Origin of the sequence: Pseudomonas sp. P20 (genome assembly GCF_016463925.1) — a bacterium.
Classification (GTDB): Bacteria; Pseudomonadota; Gammaproteobacteria; order Pseudomonadales; family Pseudomonadaceae; genus Pseudomonas; species Pseudomonas aeruginosa.
The window spans coordinates 68599-82536 of sequence record NZ_JAEMVM010000010.1 but is presented as its reverse complement, the minus strand read 5'-3'; the positions used below and the strand labels follow the sequence as shown (position 1 = coordinate 82536).

16 protein-coding genes are annotated in these 13938 nt (G+C 63.5%); 14 read left to right on the top strand and 2 right to left on the bottom strand.

Annotation, left to right across the window (positions count from 1 at the left end):
• Nucleotides 1-36: 36 nt before the first annotated feature.
• The 14 genes from JHD77_RS14885 to JHD77_RS14820 all read left to right on the top strand — a co-directional run bounded on the left by JHD77_RS14885 (nucleotide 37) and on the right by JHD77_RS14820 (nucleotide 13027).
• Nucleotides 37-609 carry a phage baseplate assembly protein V gene (locus JHD77_RS14885; protein WP_023096274.1) on the top strand — a complete coding sequence of 191 codons (573 nt, stop codon included), beginning with the start codon at nucleotides 37-39 and terminating at the stop codon, nucleotides 607-609.
• A complete protein-coding gene (locus JHD77_RS14880) occupies nucleotides 606-950 on the top strand; it encodes a GPW/gp25 family protein (RefSeq protein ID WP_024007656.1) in 345 nt (114 codons plus the stop codon). Before JHD77_RS14885 ends, JHD77_RS14880 begins: the two co-directional genes overlap by 4 nt.
• Nucleotides 947-1864: a baseplate assembly protein gene (locus JHD77_RS14875; RefSeq protein ID WP_023127416.1), complete on the top strand. Its 918-nt coding sequence runs from the start codon at nucleotides 947-949 to the stop codon at nucleotides 1862-1864. The genes JHD77_RS14880 and JHD77_RS14875 overlap by 4 nt, the downstream gene beginning before the upstream one ends.
• Complete coding sequence (locus tag JHD77_RS14870) at nucleotides 1861-2478, top strand: phage tail protein I (RefSeq protein ID WP_022580422.1); 618 nt, start codon at nucleotides 1861-1863, stop codon at nucleotides 2476-2478. The genes JHD77_RS14875 and JHD77_RS14870 overlap by 4 nt, the downstream gene beginning before the upstream one ends.
• Nucleotides 2475-4292: a phage tail protein gene (locus tag JHD77_RS32360; protein WP_031293741.1), complete on the top strand. Its 1818-nt coding sequence runs from the start codon at nucleotides 2475-2477 to the stop codon at nucleotides 4290-4292. Before JHD77_RS14870 ends, JHD77_RS32360 begins: the two co-directional genes overlap by 4 nt.
• Nucleotides 4293-4301: 9 nt before the next feature.
• On the top strand, nucleotides 4302-4736 hold the full coding sequence (locus tag JHD77_RS14860) for a phage tail assembly chaperone (RefSeq protein ID WP_022580420.1): 435 nt from the start codon (nucleotides 4302-4304) through the stop codon (nucleotides 4734-4736).
• Nucleotides 4737-4836: 100 nt separating this feature from the next.
• On the top strand, nucleotides 4837-6012 hold the full coding sequence (locus tag JHD77_RS14855) for a phage tail sheath protein (protein WP_042163814.1): 1176 nt from the start codon (nucleotides 4837-4839) through the stop codon (nucleotides 6010-6012).
• A 56-nt stretch (nucleotides 6013-6068) separates the two neighbouring features.
• Complete coding sequence (locus JHD77_RS14850) at nucleotides 6069-6584, top strand: phage major tail tube protein (RefSeq protein WP_023093077.1); 516 nt, start codon at nucleotides 6069-6071, stop codon at nucleotides 6582-6584.
• 54 nt (nucleotides 6585-6638) lie between these two features.
• Nucleotides 6639-6968: a phage tail assembly protein gene (locus JHD77_RS14845; RefSeq protein ID WP_024007659.1), complete on the top strand. Its 330-nt coding sequence runs from the start codon at nucleotides 6639-6641 to the stop codon at nucleotides 6966-6968.
• Between the two features lie 8 nt (nucleotides 6969-6976).
• A complete protein-coding gene (locus tag JHD77_RS14840) occupies nucleotides 6977-7096 on the top strand; it encodes a GpE family phage tail protein (protein WP_003098394.1) in 120 nt (39 codons plus the stop codon).
• The gene (locus JHD77_RS14835) at nucleotides 7086-9800 is read left to right on the top strand and encodes a phage tail tape measure protein (RefSeq protein ID WP_058172989.1); all 2715 of its coding nucleotides are present in this window, start codon (nucleotides 7086-7088) and stop codon (nucleotides 9798-9800) included. The genes JHD77_RS14840 and JHD77_RS14835 overlap by 11 nt, the downstream gene beginning before the upstream one ends.
• A gap of 5 nt (nucleotides 9801-9805) precedes the next feature.
• On the top strand, nucleotides 9806-10246 hold the full coding sequence (locus JHD77_RS14830; RefSeq protein ID WP_015967206.1) for a phage tail protein: 441 nt from the start codon (nucleotides 9806-9808) through the stop codon (nucleotides 10244-10246).
• Entirely contained in the window at nucleotides 10243-11538 is a 1296-nt protein-coding gene (locus JHD77_RS14825; RefSeq protein ID WP_191519325.1) for a phage late control D family protein, read from the top strand. Before JHD77_RS14830 ends, JHD77_RS14825 begins: the two co-directional genes overlap by 4 nt.
• Nucleotides 11539-11671: 133 nt before the next feature.
• The gene (locus JHD77_RS14820; protein WP_042163804.1) at nucleotides 11672-13027 is read left to right on the top strand and encodes a Fic family protein; all 1356 of its coding nucleotides are present in this window, start codon (nucleotides 11672-11674) and stop codon (nucleotides 13025-13027) included.
• A 242-nt stretch (nucleotides 13028-13269) separates the two neighbouring features.
• On the opposite strand, the gene JHD77_RS14815 is transcribed toward JHD77_RS14820, so the two are convergent.
• The gene (locus JHD77_RS14815) at nucleotides 13270-13506 is read right to left on the bottom strand and encodes a hypothetical protein (RefSeq protein WP_024007748.1); all 237 of its coding nucleotides are present in this window, start codon (nucleotides 13504-13506) and stop codon (nucleotides 13270-13272) included.
• A 76-nt stretch (nucleotides 13507-13582) separates the two neighbouring features.
• Nucleotides 13583-13906 carry a hypothetical protein gene (locus tag JHD77_RS14810; RefSeq protein WP_024007747.1) on the bottom strand — a complete coding sequence of 108 codons (324 nt, stop codon included), beginning with the start codon at nucleotides 13904-13906 and terminating at the stop codon, nucleotides 13583-13585.
• Nucleotides 13907-13938 lie beyond the last annotated feature (32 nt).

Genomic DNA, 13938 nt, shown 5'->3' with positions numbered 1-13938 from the left:
CTGCCTCCCGCGCGCGCGTCGCCCACTATCGGCGGCATGAACGACTTCGCCGCCCTCTCCCGCATGATCGAGAACCTGATCCGCCTCGGAACCATCGCCGCGGTGGACCATGCCGCGCAGCGCGTCCGTGTGTTGACCGGTGACCTGCTGACCGGCTGGCTGCCCTGGGCATCGCCGCGGGCCGGTGCCGACCGGGAATGGAACGCCCCCACCCTGAACGAGCAGGTACTGCTCTTCAGCCCATCCGGGCAGACCGCCAATGGCGTGGTCCTGACCGGCTTGTTCAGTGACCTGATCCCGCCCAACGGCGACCGCGACGCCCTGCATCGCACCACCTACCGCGACGGCGCGGTGATCGAGTACGACAGCGCCGCCCACCACCTGCGCGCAGTTCTTCCCGCCGGCGGTACCACCGAGCTCATCAGCGACGGCGGTATCCGCATCGTCGGCGACATCACCCACCAGGGCGACTACATCCAGACCGGCAACCAAACCGTCACCGGCAAGGTCACCGTGAGCGTCGACGTGATCGCCAAGGGCATCAGCCTGGTCGGTCATACCCACGGCGGCGTCATGCCGGGCGGCGCTACGACGGGGAAACCGCAATGAACGCCCATACCGGCGGCGCCATCGACCGCTTGGCACACATCCGCCAGTCGATCGCCGACATCCTCACCACTCGCATCGGTACCCGCGTCATGCGACGCGAATATGGCAGCCAGTTGCCGGAGCTGATCGATGCTCCGTTCAACGACACCACCCGGCTACAGGTCTATGCCGCCACCGCCATGGCCCTCATGCGTTGGGAGCCGCGCATCCGCCTGAGCCGTGTCCAGATCAACGGGCAGAACCTGGCCGGCCAGGTGCTCATGGAGATTGACGCCATCCTGGTGGACAGCAACGAGCCACACAACCTGAGCATCCCCCTGCAGATGGGTGCCAGCGCATGACAACGAACTTCGTCGCCATCGACCTCAGCCAGTTGCCGCCACCACACGCGGTGGAGCAGCTGGACTACGAGCAGATACTCGCCGAGCGCAAGGCCTACGCCATCAGCCTCTGGCCAGAAGATCAGCAGGCGGAAATCACCGCCCGCCTCGCCCTGGAGTCCGAGCCGCTGACCAAGCTGCTCGAGGAAAACGCGTACCGCGAAATGCTCTGGCGCCAGCGGGTCAACGAGGCGGCTCTCGCCAACATGCTGGCCAGCGCCCAGGGCGCCGACCTCGACCAGCTCGCCGCGAACTACAACGTCAAGCGCCTGGTCATCCAGCCCGGAGATCCGTCGAAGGTTCCGCCCGTGCCGGAACTGCTGGAGTCCGACGACAGCCTGCGCGAGCGCGCGCAGATGGCCTGGGAAGGCCTCAGTACCGCGGGACCGCGTAACAGCTACATCTTCCACGCCCGCGCCGCCGACGGCCGCGTCGGCGATGCCTCAGCCGTCAGCCCCTCGCCCGCAGTTGCAGTGATCACCGTGCAGTCGGCCATCGGTAACGGCACCGCGCCAGCAGAGCTGCTGGCCGTCGTAGAGCGCTATCTCTCAGACGAAGATCGCCGCCCAGTCGCCGACCGACTGATCGTCCAGAGCGCCGAAGTCATCGAGTACAGCATCAGCGCATCGCTGTTTCTTACGACCATCGGCCCCGAAGCCGAGCCGATCCAGGCCGCCGCCCGCGCGCAGCTCGAGGCCTATGTCTTTCAACGACGGCGGTTGGGGATGGAAGTATCAGAGTCGGCGATCCATGCCGCGCTGCACGTCGAAGGGGTTCGTAAAGTCGAACTCGCCGGCTGGGCAGACATCGCCGCCACTGCAAGCCAGGCGCCGTACTGCACGAACATCACGCTCACTATCGGTACCGAGCCATGACCGCGGTGCCACTGCTACCTCGCAACGCCTCAGAGCTCGAACGCCTGGCAGCCCAGGCGCTGGCGGAGATACAGCGGGTACCGATCCCGCTGCGCACGCTCTGCAACCCTGATACCTGCCCTGCGAATCTGCTGCCGTACCTCGCGTGGGCGTTTTCCGTTGACCGCTGGAGCAGCGCGTGGCCTGAATCGGCACGCCGCGGCGCCATCCGCTCGGCATTCTTCATCCATTCGCGCAAGGGCACGATCGGCGCCTTGCGCCGCGTAGTTGAACCACTGGGGTATCTGATCGAGGTCCGTGAGTGGTGGCAGCAGGCGCCGGCCGGCATCCCCGGAACCTTCGAACTGCTGGTCGGCGTACTCGAAACCGGTATTACCGAAGAGATGTACGAGGAACTGACCTGGCTGATCGACGACGCCAAGCCGTTGACCCGGCACCTCGTCGGCCTCGCCATCAGCCTTGAGAGCACCGGCAGCGTGCGCCTGGGTGCAGCCGTCTACGACGGCGACGAAATCGACGTTTATCCCCCGAGCCCCCGCGACATCGAAGTCACCGGCACCATCGGCCGGGGCGGTCGCGATCACACCATCGATACCCTGGATGTGTACCCATGATCGATCAGAATTCACAGTTCTTCGCCATCCTGACCAACATCGGCGCGGCCAAGCAGGCCAACGCCGATGCGCTGGGCATCCCATGGAAGATTACCCAGATGGGCGTGGGTGACGCGGGCGGCACCGACCCGATTCCCTCCCCCACCCAGACCGCGCTGGTCAACGAGCGACGCCGGGCGCCGCTCAACCAGTTGAAGGTGGATCCGCAGAATGCGGCGGTGATCATCGCCGAACAGATCATCCCGGAGAACGTAGGCGGATGGTGGATCCGTGAAATCGGGCTCTACGATGCCGACAACGACCTTGTCGCGGTCGCAAACTGCGCGCCCAGCTTCAAACCGTTGCTGAATCAGGGATCGGGACGCACACAGGTTGTGCGCATGAACCTGATCGTCAGCAACTCCGCCAACGTCGAGTTGAAGATCGATCCTGCAGTGGTGCTTGCCACGCGCGCCTATGTACTCGACCAGTTGAAGAGCTACGCCCCGCTCTTCTCACCGGCATTCAGCGGAGCACCAACAGCCCCCACGCCACCACTGTTCGCACACGACCAGAAGCTTGCGACGACCGAGTACGTCAGAATGGCCCTGGGTAGCGCCGCGCGCGCAATCTCATACACCGGCAATACGGTGCTGGATGAACCGGTAATCGGTTCGATCCTCGTCGCGGGCTCGCATGACCGCGATTTCACATGGACCACGCCGAACCTGTCTGTTCTTCCAACTGGCGCGTCGTTCCACATCGTCAACATCAGCGGTTCGACACTGACGCTGGTCCAGCGTACCGCAGCGGATCACTACATCAGCGCGGACGATCCTTCCGGCGTCGCAATCTCGTACACGATACCGAACAATGTCACCGCAACTATCTCGAAGTACCAGCCAGGCCTTTGGCTGATCAGCCACGTGTCACGCCCGACCGCTGCGCTGAAGAGCCTCGTGGATGGGCTGATAGACGGAACGAAGCCCGCAGGGAAAGCCGTGCAACTCGCGAACTCTCGCAAGCTCACGCTGAGTGGCCAGGCCAGCGGCAGTGTTCAGTTCGATGGCTCGAGCGACGTAACGATCGACGTCCGGCTCGCCGATAACCTCGTCCTGACGGGCTCCCCCAGCGCACCGACGCCGGCGGCGTTCGATAGGGATTCGTCGATCGCCACGACCGAATATGTGCGTGCCGCTCTCGGTAGCATGGCCGGCGCAGCGGTGCTGACGGGCGATGCTATCCTCGACGCCCCCCTCGTCGGCCTGACTGTGGTGGCCGGCGCACATAACCGAGAGGCGACGTGGACGACGCCGCAGCTTTCGGCGCTCCCACAAGGCGCCTCGCTGCGCTTGGTCAACCTGAGCGGCTTCACCGTAACGCTGGTGCAACGCTCGACAACCGACCGCTTCATCAGCGCAACCGACCCATCCGGGACTGCTACCACCTACATCATCCCCAACGGCACGTCGATTTCCCTCACGAAATACCAGGCGTCGATGTGGCTTATCGAAGCCACCCCGGCATTCCCCGCGCTGCGCTCGTCGCCGGGCTATCAGAAGCTGCCGAGCGGCCTGATTCTGCAGTTCGGCAGCGTCAGCATTCCGCCCGGCACCGGCGAAAGCACCGGATGGGCCACGCTACCCATCGCGTTCCCGAATGGTCCATTGACCGTCGTGCCGTCGCTGCAATACGGCGGGACCAGTTCGAGCTGGTACGGGTTCAGCGTCTGGTCAGGAAGCATTACGCCCACGGCGATCGCCTGCTCACTGAACAGCGGTTCGACGCCGCGCGAGGTGGCCGGCGCCGTGAACTACGTTGCAATCGGATACTGAGGACAGAACATGGCGCACTTCTTCGGCGCAGATCCCGTCGCTTTCTACGACACAGCGATCAACACCGACATCCCCGACGATGCCGTAGAGATCACCGCAGACGAGCACGCCGCTCTGCTCGCGGCCCAGGCGCGCGGCAAGCGCATCGCCGCCGGCAAAGACGGTCGGCCGATCCTGCTGGACCCACCTGCACCCACGCGGGACGAACTGGAGAGCTTCGAGCGCATCTGGCGCGACGCACGGTTACGCGAAACAGACCCACTGGTTGCCCGGCACCGCGACGAGATCGAGGCCGGGGACGTGCCCACGCTCGACGCCGAGAAATACAGCGCACTACAGACCTACCGGCGCGCACTCCGGGACTGGCCGGAAGCTGGAGAGTTTCCGCTCGCAGAACACCGGCCGAGAGCGCCGGAATGGCTGGCAGACGAACTGGCGTCCTGACATTTTGTAGAGCACCGTGCCACAAGGCGCCTCGCTCGCTGTTCAACCGCGCGCGCGGCAGCCTGTGCAGTGTCATCCAACCACTGCACAGGCACACCCAATGGCCGCTGACCAATATCATCACGGTGTCCGGGTCCAAGAGATCAACGACGGGACCCGCCCCATTCGCACCATCGCCACCGCGATCATCGGCCTGGTAGCCACCGCCGACGACGCCGACGCCACCGCCTTCCCGCTCGATACGCCGGTACTCATCACCAACGTTCAGGCCGCCATCGGTAAGGCTGGCACTAGCGGTACGCTGGCCGCCAGCCTGCAGGCGATCGCCGACCAGTCCAACGCCGCCACTGTGGTGGTGCGGGTGAAGCCGGGCGAAGATGAAGCAACGACCAACAGCGCCGTCATCGGTGGCGTCAGCACCGAAGGCAAGTACACCGGCATGAAGGCCTTGCTTGCCGCCAAGGCCCGCTTGGGCGTGGTGCCGCGTATCCTCGGCGCGCCGGGCTTGGACACCCAGCCGGTCGCTACCGCACTCATCGCCATCGCCCAGCAACTCCGCGCCTTCGCTTATGTCGCCGCCAGCGGCTGCAAGACAAAGGAAGAGGCCGCCGCCTACCGCGAAAACTTCGCGGCACGCGAGGCCATGGTGATCTGGCCGGACTTCCTGACTTGGAGCACCGTGGTCAACCAGACCGTGCCAGCGCCAGCCGTCGCACGCGCCCTGGGCCTGCGCGCCCGGATCGATCAGGAGGTCGGTTGGCACAAGACCCTGTCGAACGTCGCCGTCAACGGTGTGACCGGCATCAGCGCCGATGTGTTCTGGGACCTGCAGAGCCCCAGCACCGACGCCAACTACCTCAACGAGAACGAGGTGACCACCCTGGTACAGGAAGGCGGCTTCCGCTTCTGGGGGTCGCGCACCTGCAGCGATGATCCGCTGTTCGCCTTCGAGAACTACACCCGCACCGCCCAGGTGCTGGCCGACACCATCGCCGAGGCGCACATGTGGGCGGTCGACAAGCCCATGCATCCGTCACTGGTGCGCGACATCGTCGAGGGCGTGAACGCCAAGTTCCGCGAACTCAAAGGACTCGGTCTGATCATCGACGCCCAGGCCTGGTACGACCCCAACGTGAACGACAAGGACACGCTCAAGGCCGGCAAGCTGCGCATCACCTACGACTACACCCCGGTGCCGCCGCTCGAGGACCTGACCTTCTTCCAGAAGATCACCGACAGCTACCTCGTCGACTTCGCCAGCCGCGTCAACGCCTGACACCCAGCGCTCCCCGGACGGGGAGCCGACCCACCTGATTCCCGGAGAGCCCTACCATGGCCATGCCGCGCAAGCTCAAGAACATGAACCTCTTCAACGACGGCGGTAGCTACCAGGGCGTCGTGAAGTCCTGCACCCTACCCCCGCTGGCCCGCAAGATGGAGGCCTTCCGCGGGGGCGGCATGAACGGCCCGGTCAAGGCCGACCTAGGCTTCGACGATGACGGCATCCAGTTCGAGTGGACCCTCGGCGGCCTGGATCTGACAGCCCTCAAGCAGTACGGCGCAGTCAGTGCCAGCGGCGTCATGCTGCGCTTCGCCGGCTCATTCCAGCAAGACGATACCGGCGAAGTCACGCCCGTCGAAATCGTCGTTCGTGGCCGGCACGAGACCATCGAAATGGGTGACGCCCAGCCCGGCGAAGACACCGAGCACAAGATCACCACCACCTGCAGCTACTACAAGCTCGTCGTCAACGGCGAGGAAGTCATCGAGATCGACCTGCTGAACTTCGTCGAGAAGGTCAACGGCAAGGACCTGCTCGAGGCACAGCGCAAGGCCATCGGCCTGTAATCCCTTCCCGCCGGCCCGGCCGGCGGTTTCTCTCCCCCTTGGATACCGACGCCCATGAAAACCGAACAGTCTCCCGCTGACCTGCAGAACGCTCCCGACAACGTCGTCCCCCTCGACCAGCCGATCAAGCGCGGCGCCCAGTCCATCGAATCGCTCACCCTGCGCAAGCCCTCATCTGGCGAACTGCGCGGCCTGCACCTGCTCGACCTGCTGCAGTTCGATGTGGCCGCGACCATCAAAATCCTGCCGCGCATCAGCCAGCCGACCATCACCGAGCCCGAGGCCACCGGCATGGACCCGGCCGACCTGCTCGCCTGCGGCCAGGTGATCGCCGGTTTTTTGCTGCAGAAGCGGGCGAAAGCGGCAGCCTCCCTGATCGCGTAGAAAACGCCATGGCCGACCTGGCCGTGACGTTCCACTGGGCGCCGGACCATATGGACCGGCTCTCGCTCACCGAACTGATGGAATGGCGCGAACGCGCCCGGGTACGGAGTTCCGCCGATGGCGAATGACCTGCAGCTGCGCGTGCTGCTCAGCGCGATCGACAGAGCCACCGCGCCCTTGCGTCGCATCATGCAAGGCAGCGACGCGACGGCCCGGGCGCTCAAGGCAACTCGCGAGCGCCTGAAGCAGCTCAACGCTCAGCAGAGCGACGTGCGCGCCTTCCGCACCCAGCGCGGCGCCCTGGAGCAGGTCAGCACCGCGCTGGCCGGGCAACAGGCCCGGGTGAAAGCGCTGGCCCAGCAGATGGCCGCCGCCGGCAACCCCACCCGCGCGCTCACCCGCGACTACAACCGGGCCATCCGTGAAGCCGGTTTCCTCAAGCAGCAGCACCTGCAGCACAGCCAAGCCCTGCAGCAACTGCGCACGCGCCTTAGCAACGCCGGCATCAGCACCCGCAACCTCGGCCAGCATGAGCGCGACCTGCGCGCGCAGATCCAGGCAGCCAACGGCGCTATCAACAGCCAGGCGCAGCGCTTGCGCAACCTCAGCCAGCAGCAGGAACGCCTGACCCACGCCCGCAACACCTACAGCCGCGGCATCCAGAGCGCCGCCGCGCTGGCCGGCACCGGCATGGCGGCGCGCGCGACGGGCATGTACACCGGCGACAAGCTGCGGCAGATGCTCGGCGTGGGCTACGAGTTCGACGCAACGATGTCGGCCACCCAGGCGGTGACCCGCATCGAGCGCAAGGACGATCCGCAGATGCAGGCGCTGCGGCAACAGGCCCGCACCCTGCCGCTGTCCAGCAAATTCACCGACAAGGAAGTCGCCCAGGGCCAGTACTTCCTGGGCCGCACCGGCTACAACGCGAAGCAGATCCTCGGCGCCATGCCCGGCATGCTCAACCTGGCCGCCGCCGGCGACATGGACCTCGGCGACACTGCTGACATCGCCTCGAACATCCAGACGGCGATGGGTATTCCAGCCGAGAAGATGGACCAGGTGGCCGACGTACTGACTGCGGCATTCACCCGGAACAACGTCGACATCCGCATGCTCGGCGACTCGCTGAAGTACTCCGCCGGCGTCGGCCGCGAGTACGGCCAGAGCCTGGAGACGGTCACCACCGCCACGGCTCTGCTCGGCAACGCCGGCGTCCAGGGCAGCATGGCCGGCACCTCGATGCGCTCTGTGCTGACCCGCCTGGGCACGTCCAAGGCGGTAGCCAAGCTGGGCGTCCAGACCAAGGACGCCAACGGCAACATGCGCGATATGCTGGACATCCTGAAGGACATCAACAAGAAGACCGCCGGCATGGGCAACGTGCAGCGCGGCGCGATCTTCAAGGACATCGCAGGGCAGTATGCGGTGACCAGCTTCGGCACCCTGATGCGCGCCGTCGAGGGCGGCCAGTTCCAGACCATGCGCGAAAGCCTGAACAACTCCGAGGGCGAGGCCGCGAGGGTCGCCGCTACCCAGCTGGACAACCTCAAGGGCGACATGACGATGCTGCATGCGGCCCTGGAAAACATTTCGGTCGAGCTGTTCGACAAGAACAGCCCCTGGCTGCGCGAGCTCGCCGCCGATCTCAGTCACCTGCTGCACAACGTCGGCGAGTTCCTGAAGGCCAACCCGCAGGTCAGCAAGGGCATCGTCATCACCGTCGCCGCGTTCTCGGCGCTGATGGCCACCGTCGGCAGCCTGGCCATCACCCTCGCCGGCATCCTCGGCCCGATGATCGCGGTCCGCTTCATGCTCAGCACCATCGGCATTCGCCTGCCCGGGCTGATCGGCCTGCTGAAACTGCTGTTCGCACCGATCCGCATGCTGGCCGGCCTGTTGATCGGCCCGCTGGTGACCGCCCTGCGCGTCGTGAGCATCGCGCTGTGGGGCCTGGCCGCCAACCCGGTGGTCCTGGCAATTGCCGCCGTCGTGGCGGTGCTGGCCGGCGCCGCGTACCTGATCTATCGCAACTGGGACGCCGTCAAGGCGTACCTGCTCGAGATGTGGGAAGAGATCCAGGCGGGCCTGAACGGCGGGATCGGCGGGATCATCCGCATCCTCCTCGACTTCAACCCACTCGGCCTGATGTACCGCGCCTTCGCCGGCGTCCTGGGCTACCTGGGCATCGACCTGCCGGCGCGCTTCAGCGACTTCGGCAACATGATCGTCCAGGGCCTGGTGAACGGCCTGCTCGCCGGCTTAGGGCAGATCAAGCGCGCGGTCCAGCGCGTCGGCGGCGCCGCGATCGACTGGTTCAAGGACAAGCTCGGCATCCATTCGCCGTCGCGGGTGTTCGCCGACCTGGGCGGGTTCACCATGGCCGGCCTGGCCCAGGGCCTCGGCGCCGGCCAGGCCGGCCCGCTGGGCGTGATTGCACGTCTCGGCCAAGGCCTGGTCAGCGCGGGTCGTCAGGCTGTCGCCGGCCTCGACGGGGAGTTTGCCCGAGGCCCCCGCCCTGCGATCACGCCACCGACGTTCGACCAGCCGCTGCTGGCCATGCTGGGCGACCTGGGCAAGAGCGCCAGCGCCATCGGTGCCCTGGTGCTCGGAGCCAGCGCCCCGGCGCAGGCCATCACCATCGACAACCGTCCCTCGGTCAGTTCGGCGCCAGCAGCGATCAGCGTCGGCGGCGACACCTACTACATCACCATCCAGGCCGGCGCGGGCAGCGACACCGCAGACCTGAAACGCACGCTCAGCCAACTGCTGGACGAGCGCGAACGCAACAAGGCGGCACGCCTGCGCGCCCGCCTGCAGGACCGGGAGTAACCACCATGATGCTGTCCCTCGGGATGTTCGTCTTCAGCCTGCACACGCTGGCCTATCAAGAGTTCCAGCGGCAGACCGAGTGGCGACACGCCAGCAGCAGCCGCATCGGCGCCCAGCCGGCGCGCCAGTTCGTCGGCCGCGGAGACGACGCGATCACCCTGCCTGGCGTGCTGCTGCCGGAGCTGGCCGGCAGCGCGTTGAGCCTGGACGTGCTGCGGCAGATGGCTGACACCGGGTCGGCCTGGCCCATGGTCGAGGGCACCGGACGCATCTACGGCCTGTGGGTGATCGAGCGCGTCACCGAGACGCGGACACTCTTCTTCGCCGACGGCACCCCGCGGCGGATCGAGTTCTCCCTCGAGCTCAAGCGCATCGACGACGGCCGCACCGATCTGCTCGGCTCGGTCCTCGGTACCGCCGGCAACCTGCTGAGACGCATCCTGTGATCGATGCCGCCCTCGCCCGCGTAACGGGCTACCTGACCAGCGCCGTCGACCAGCTGCAGCGCGACGCCGGCTACCCGGTGCCGGTGTTCCGGCTCACGGTCGACGGCAACGACATCGCCCAGCTCATCAGCCCTCGGCTGATCGCCCTGGATCTGACCGACAATCGCGGCCTCGAGGCCGATCAGTTGAGCGTGACACTCAGCGATCATGACGGGCTGCTCGCGATCCCCCCGCGCGGCGCCGTGCTGCACCTCTGGCTGGGCTGGAGTGACAGCGGACTGGTCGACAAGGGCACCTACACCGTCGACGAAACCGAGCACAGCGGCGCGCCGGACGTGCTCAGCATCCGCGCCCGCTCAGCGGACCTGCGCAAGGGCCTGAAGGTCAAGCGCGAGCGCAGTTGGAGCAGCCCGAAGACGCTGGGCGACGTGCTCACCGACATCGCCCTCGGCAACAACCTGAAGCCGGTGCTCGCGCCGGCGCTGGCGGGCCTGCCGATCCTGCAGCTGGACCAGGCCAACGAGTCCGACGCCAACCTGCTGACACGCCTGGGCGAGGACTTCGATGCGGTGGCCACCGTGAAAGCTGGCTGCCTGCTCTGCCTGCCGGCCGGCGGCGGCAAGACTGCCAGCGGCCTGGCGCTGCCGCACATCACCCTCACCCGCCAGGATGGCGACCAGCACCGCTATCTGCAGGCCGACCGCGACAGCTACGACGGCGTGCGCGCGTACTTCTACGACGTGAACAGCGCGAAGAAGCAAGAGGCCATCGCCGGTGCCAAGGGCGACAACCTCAAGGACCTGCGCCACACCTACAGCGACCGCCAGAGCGCCCTGCGCGCTGCCCGCGCCGAGTGGAACCGCCTGCAGCGTGGCAGCGCCACGCTCAGCTACGTGCTCGCTAGAGGCCGGGCGGACCTGATCCCGGAGCTGACCTACACCCTGCAGGGCGTGAAGACGGAGATAGACGCGATCATCTGGTACGGCGGCAATGTGCAGCACAGCCTCAGCGCCGACGGCGGCTACATCACCAGCCTGGAGCTGGAAAGCAAGCTGCCCGAGGACCTGGTCAGCGACCTGGCCGACGACACCGGCGGCGACTACACCGGCATCATCGCCTACTACCGCGACGAGAAGAGCGGGACGGAGAAGACCATCACCGCGGGAGACCAGAGCAAGCCGCGCCGCCTGCGCTACCTGTACAGCACCAAAGCGACGGCGAAACGTGCGGTGGATCGGGAGTGGAAGCGGCTGCAAGCAGGCACGGCACGGCACGGATATGGCACCAGCTAAGGATGCGGACGAACGAGGCTGGGCGAATTTTCTGAGGTGGTTCCCAAGCCTGCCTTGTCTCAAAAATTTGGTTTGTTGAAATGAGGATCGACGTGTAGTCTTATCTCAATAAGCCTATTTTTTGAGACTCGTCATGCTGAAAAATCCACCTCCGACGATCATGAACCCTTTCCTAAAGCTAGACTTTAAAAACCCCGTGCTATTGAGGGAATACATGGCCCTGCATAGCCCGCTCGATTCGAAGGGCCGGTATCTCCACTATGACAAGCTTCGATTCAGACTCCATAAGGAACTGGATCACACCATTGCTTGGTCGCTCGTAAAACAGGCTAGAAGAAGCCAGTTAAAAGAGGTTATCAAGTTAGGAGAGCCAGCGCAGCCAGGTCACTTGCTCCTGACCCCAAACATACAGCGGGCAATTTCCGAGTGCGACAGGAGAACTACTACTGCCGCATTAGAGTGGATGTGCAATAAAATTGGCGAACAGCAGCACTTAGAATATCTACTAAATGACTTAGTAGAAGACGAAGCTATTAGTAGCAGTCAGCTAGAAGGGGCCGCAACAACTACCCAAATCGCGAAAGATATGTTAAAGCGGAAGCGTCAACCCCGGACCCCTTCCGAGAAAATGATACTTGGCAATTTCAAGATGATGAACTTTGCCTGGAAGAATAGAAATCTCCCCTTGAGCTTAGATCTGATTGCTGAACTCCACTCAACAGGGGTAGAAGGAATTGACGACGAAAAATACCGGCCTGGCACTTTTAGGCAAACCGATGATGTTGTAGTGGTCGACGGAGAAGGCAATACAGTTCACATACCGCCACCTGCGGACGGCCTTGAAGAACGGCTACAGAGACTGGTTGACTGGGTGAATACTGACCACTGCCACGCAAAGGATGACCACTATATTCACCCGCTGGTAAAAGCAATCATAATTCACTTTTCCATAGGCTTTGAGCATCCCTTTCATGATGGAAACGGCCGAGTTGCAAGATCATTGTTTTACTGGCTTTTGTTCAAGCACGAATTTGGCGCTTTCAGATACATTGCCATAAGCACCCTATTGAAATCAGCACCAGCCAAGTACGGCAAAAGCTACCTATATACTGAAACCGACAATCTCGACTTGACCTACTTTATTGATTACCAGTGCGACATCATAAGCAGGGCAATCGATGCTTACATGGACCAATACAACAAAACCTTAAGAGACATCGAAGAATTTAACGCCTTTCTCTATAAATCCGGCCTCTACGGGGAGCTTAGCGACAAACAAAGAACCATCTTTCAAGTAGCAAAAAATGGACGCGCAACCAACTTCACAGCCCAAAATGTTCGTGAAAACCTACGCTGCTCTTACAATACCGCTTCAACGGCACTTAATGGACTAGTAGAGAAAGGCCTCTTCACGAAGTACAAGGAAGGAAGGGAGTGGGTCTTCTCCATGCTTCCCCGTGGCGACATCATCAGCAATTGGAAAAGATAGCGTCGGCCCGACTATGGTGGAATCACCACAACTGGCGACGATGGAGGACCGTACGGCGTGAATTCCATGCCCCGATGGAACAAGATTCTGCCACCAACCGTGTGTGCCACACACATGGTTGCCAACGACAGAAAGATGCGGGAGGCCGCAACCATTCTTGGGTGTCCAAAAGGCTCATGTCCCAAGGGAAAAAACAGAAGCCCAGCGCTGGGCCGGGCTTCTGATGGAGTGTCGTGAGTTGGCTACCCGCCGGGTATGAATCGTGCGGCGGTAAAAGCAATGCCGGCAAGAACAACAGCCGTACCAACGAACCACTTGGTCTGAGAGCCGAACTCAGAGGCAATGGCCGCCTTGAGTTCAGCCATGTCCGTCTTGGTGGCCATCGTCTTCTCTATGCCATCGAGTTTGGTTTCGACACGCGCCAACCGCTCCCTCATATCAGGAAGCAGTTTCTCCAACGTCTCTATGCGCTTTTCCAAGTCGTCACCTCCGGGTGGCTGGCTACCCGTAGTATCGCCACCACCACGTCGTCCTGTCCAATGAGCCTGGATTATCTCACCCACGCTGGTCCCTGCCTTCTTTGAATGCCGCGATCTTGTACATGCTGATCAGCGAGAAATGCCCGCATTGGGGGCACGTCACACCAGCACACTTCGTCCAACCATCGGCCTTGTCCGCCATACCGATACAGAAAGGAATCAACACAGGATCGTCATCCGACTTGCCCGTCTCAGGATCGATCTTAATGTGGAAATCCCAAGTTCCATCATGGTCACAATGGGGGCATTTCGAGTAGCGGCCGGCATGCTCGAAGAAGCGAATTAAGTCGCTAGCCCTAAGCACACCCATTCGGGATTCATCAATTTTCATGGTGGTCATAGGGACGTTATCCGTTGTTCACCTAGGTCAGC

Bases quoted from the DNA above. Each gene is read 5' to 3' on its own strand.
- JHD77_RS14885 (WP_023096274.1), top strand. From the start codon at position 37: ATGAACGACTTCGCCGCCCTCTCCCGCATGATCGAGAACCTGATCCGC.
- JHD77_RS14880 (WP_024007656.1), top strand. From the start codon at position 606: ATGAACGCCCATACCGGCGGCGCCATCGACCGCTTGGCACACATCCGC.
- JHD77_RS14875 (WP_023127416.1), top strand. From the start codon at position 947: ATGACAACGAACTTCGTCGCCATCGACCTCAGCCAGTTGCCGCCACCA.
- JHD77_RS14870 (WP_022580422.1), top strand. From the start codon at position 1,861: ATGACCGCGGTGCCACTGCTACCTCGCAACGCCTCAGAGCTCGAACGC.
- JHD77_RS32360 (WP_031293741.1), top strand. From the start codon at position 2,475: ATGATCGATCAGAATTCACAGTTCTTCGCCATCCTGACCAACATCGGC.
- JHD77_RS14860 (WP_022580420.1), top strand. From the start codon at position 4,302: ATGGCGCACTTCTTCGGCGCAGATCCCGTCGCTTTCTACGACACAGCG.
- JHD77_RS14855 (WP_042163814.1), top strand. From the start codon at position 4,837: ATGGCCGCTGACCAATATCATCACGGTGTCCGGGTCCAAGAGATCAAC.
- JHD77_RS14850 (WP_023093077.1), top strand. From the start codon at position 6,069: ATGGCCATGCCGCGCAAGCTCAAGAACATGAACCTCTTCAACGACGGC.
- JHD77_RS14845 (WP_024007659.1), top strand. From the start codon at position 6,639: ATGAAAACCGAACAGTCTCCCGCTGACCTGCAGAACGCTCCCGACAAC.
- JHD77_RS14840 (WP_003098394.1), top strand. From the start codon at position 6,977: ATGGCCGACCTGGCCGTGACGTTCCACTGGGCGCCGGACCATATGGAC.
- JHD77_RS14835 (WP_058172989.1), top strand. From the start codon at position 7,086: ATGGCGAATGACCTGCAGCTGCGCGTGCTGCTCAGCGCGATCGACAGA.
- JHD77_RS14830 (WP_015967206.1), top strand. From the start codon at position 9,806: ATGATGCTGTCCCTCGGGATGTTCGTCTTCAGCCTGCACACGCTGGCC.
- JHD77_RS14820 (WP_042163804.1), top strand. From the start codon at position 11,672: ATGCTGAAAAATCCACCTCCGACGATCATGAACCCTTTCCTAAAGCTA.
- JHD77_RS14810 (WP_024007747.1), bottom strand. From the start codon at position 13,906: ATGACCACCATGAAAATTGATGAATCCCGAATGGGTGTGCTTAGGGCT.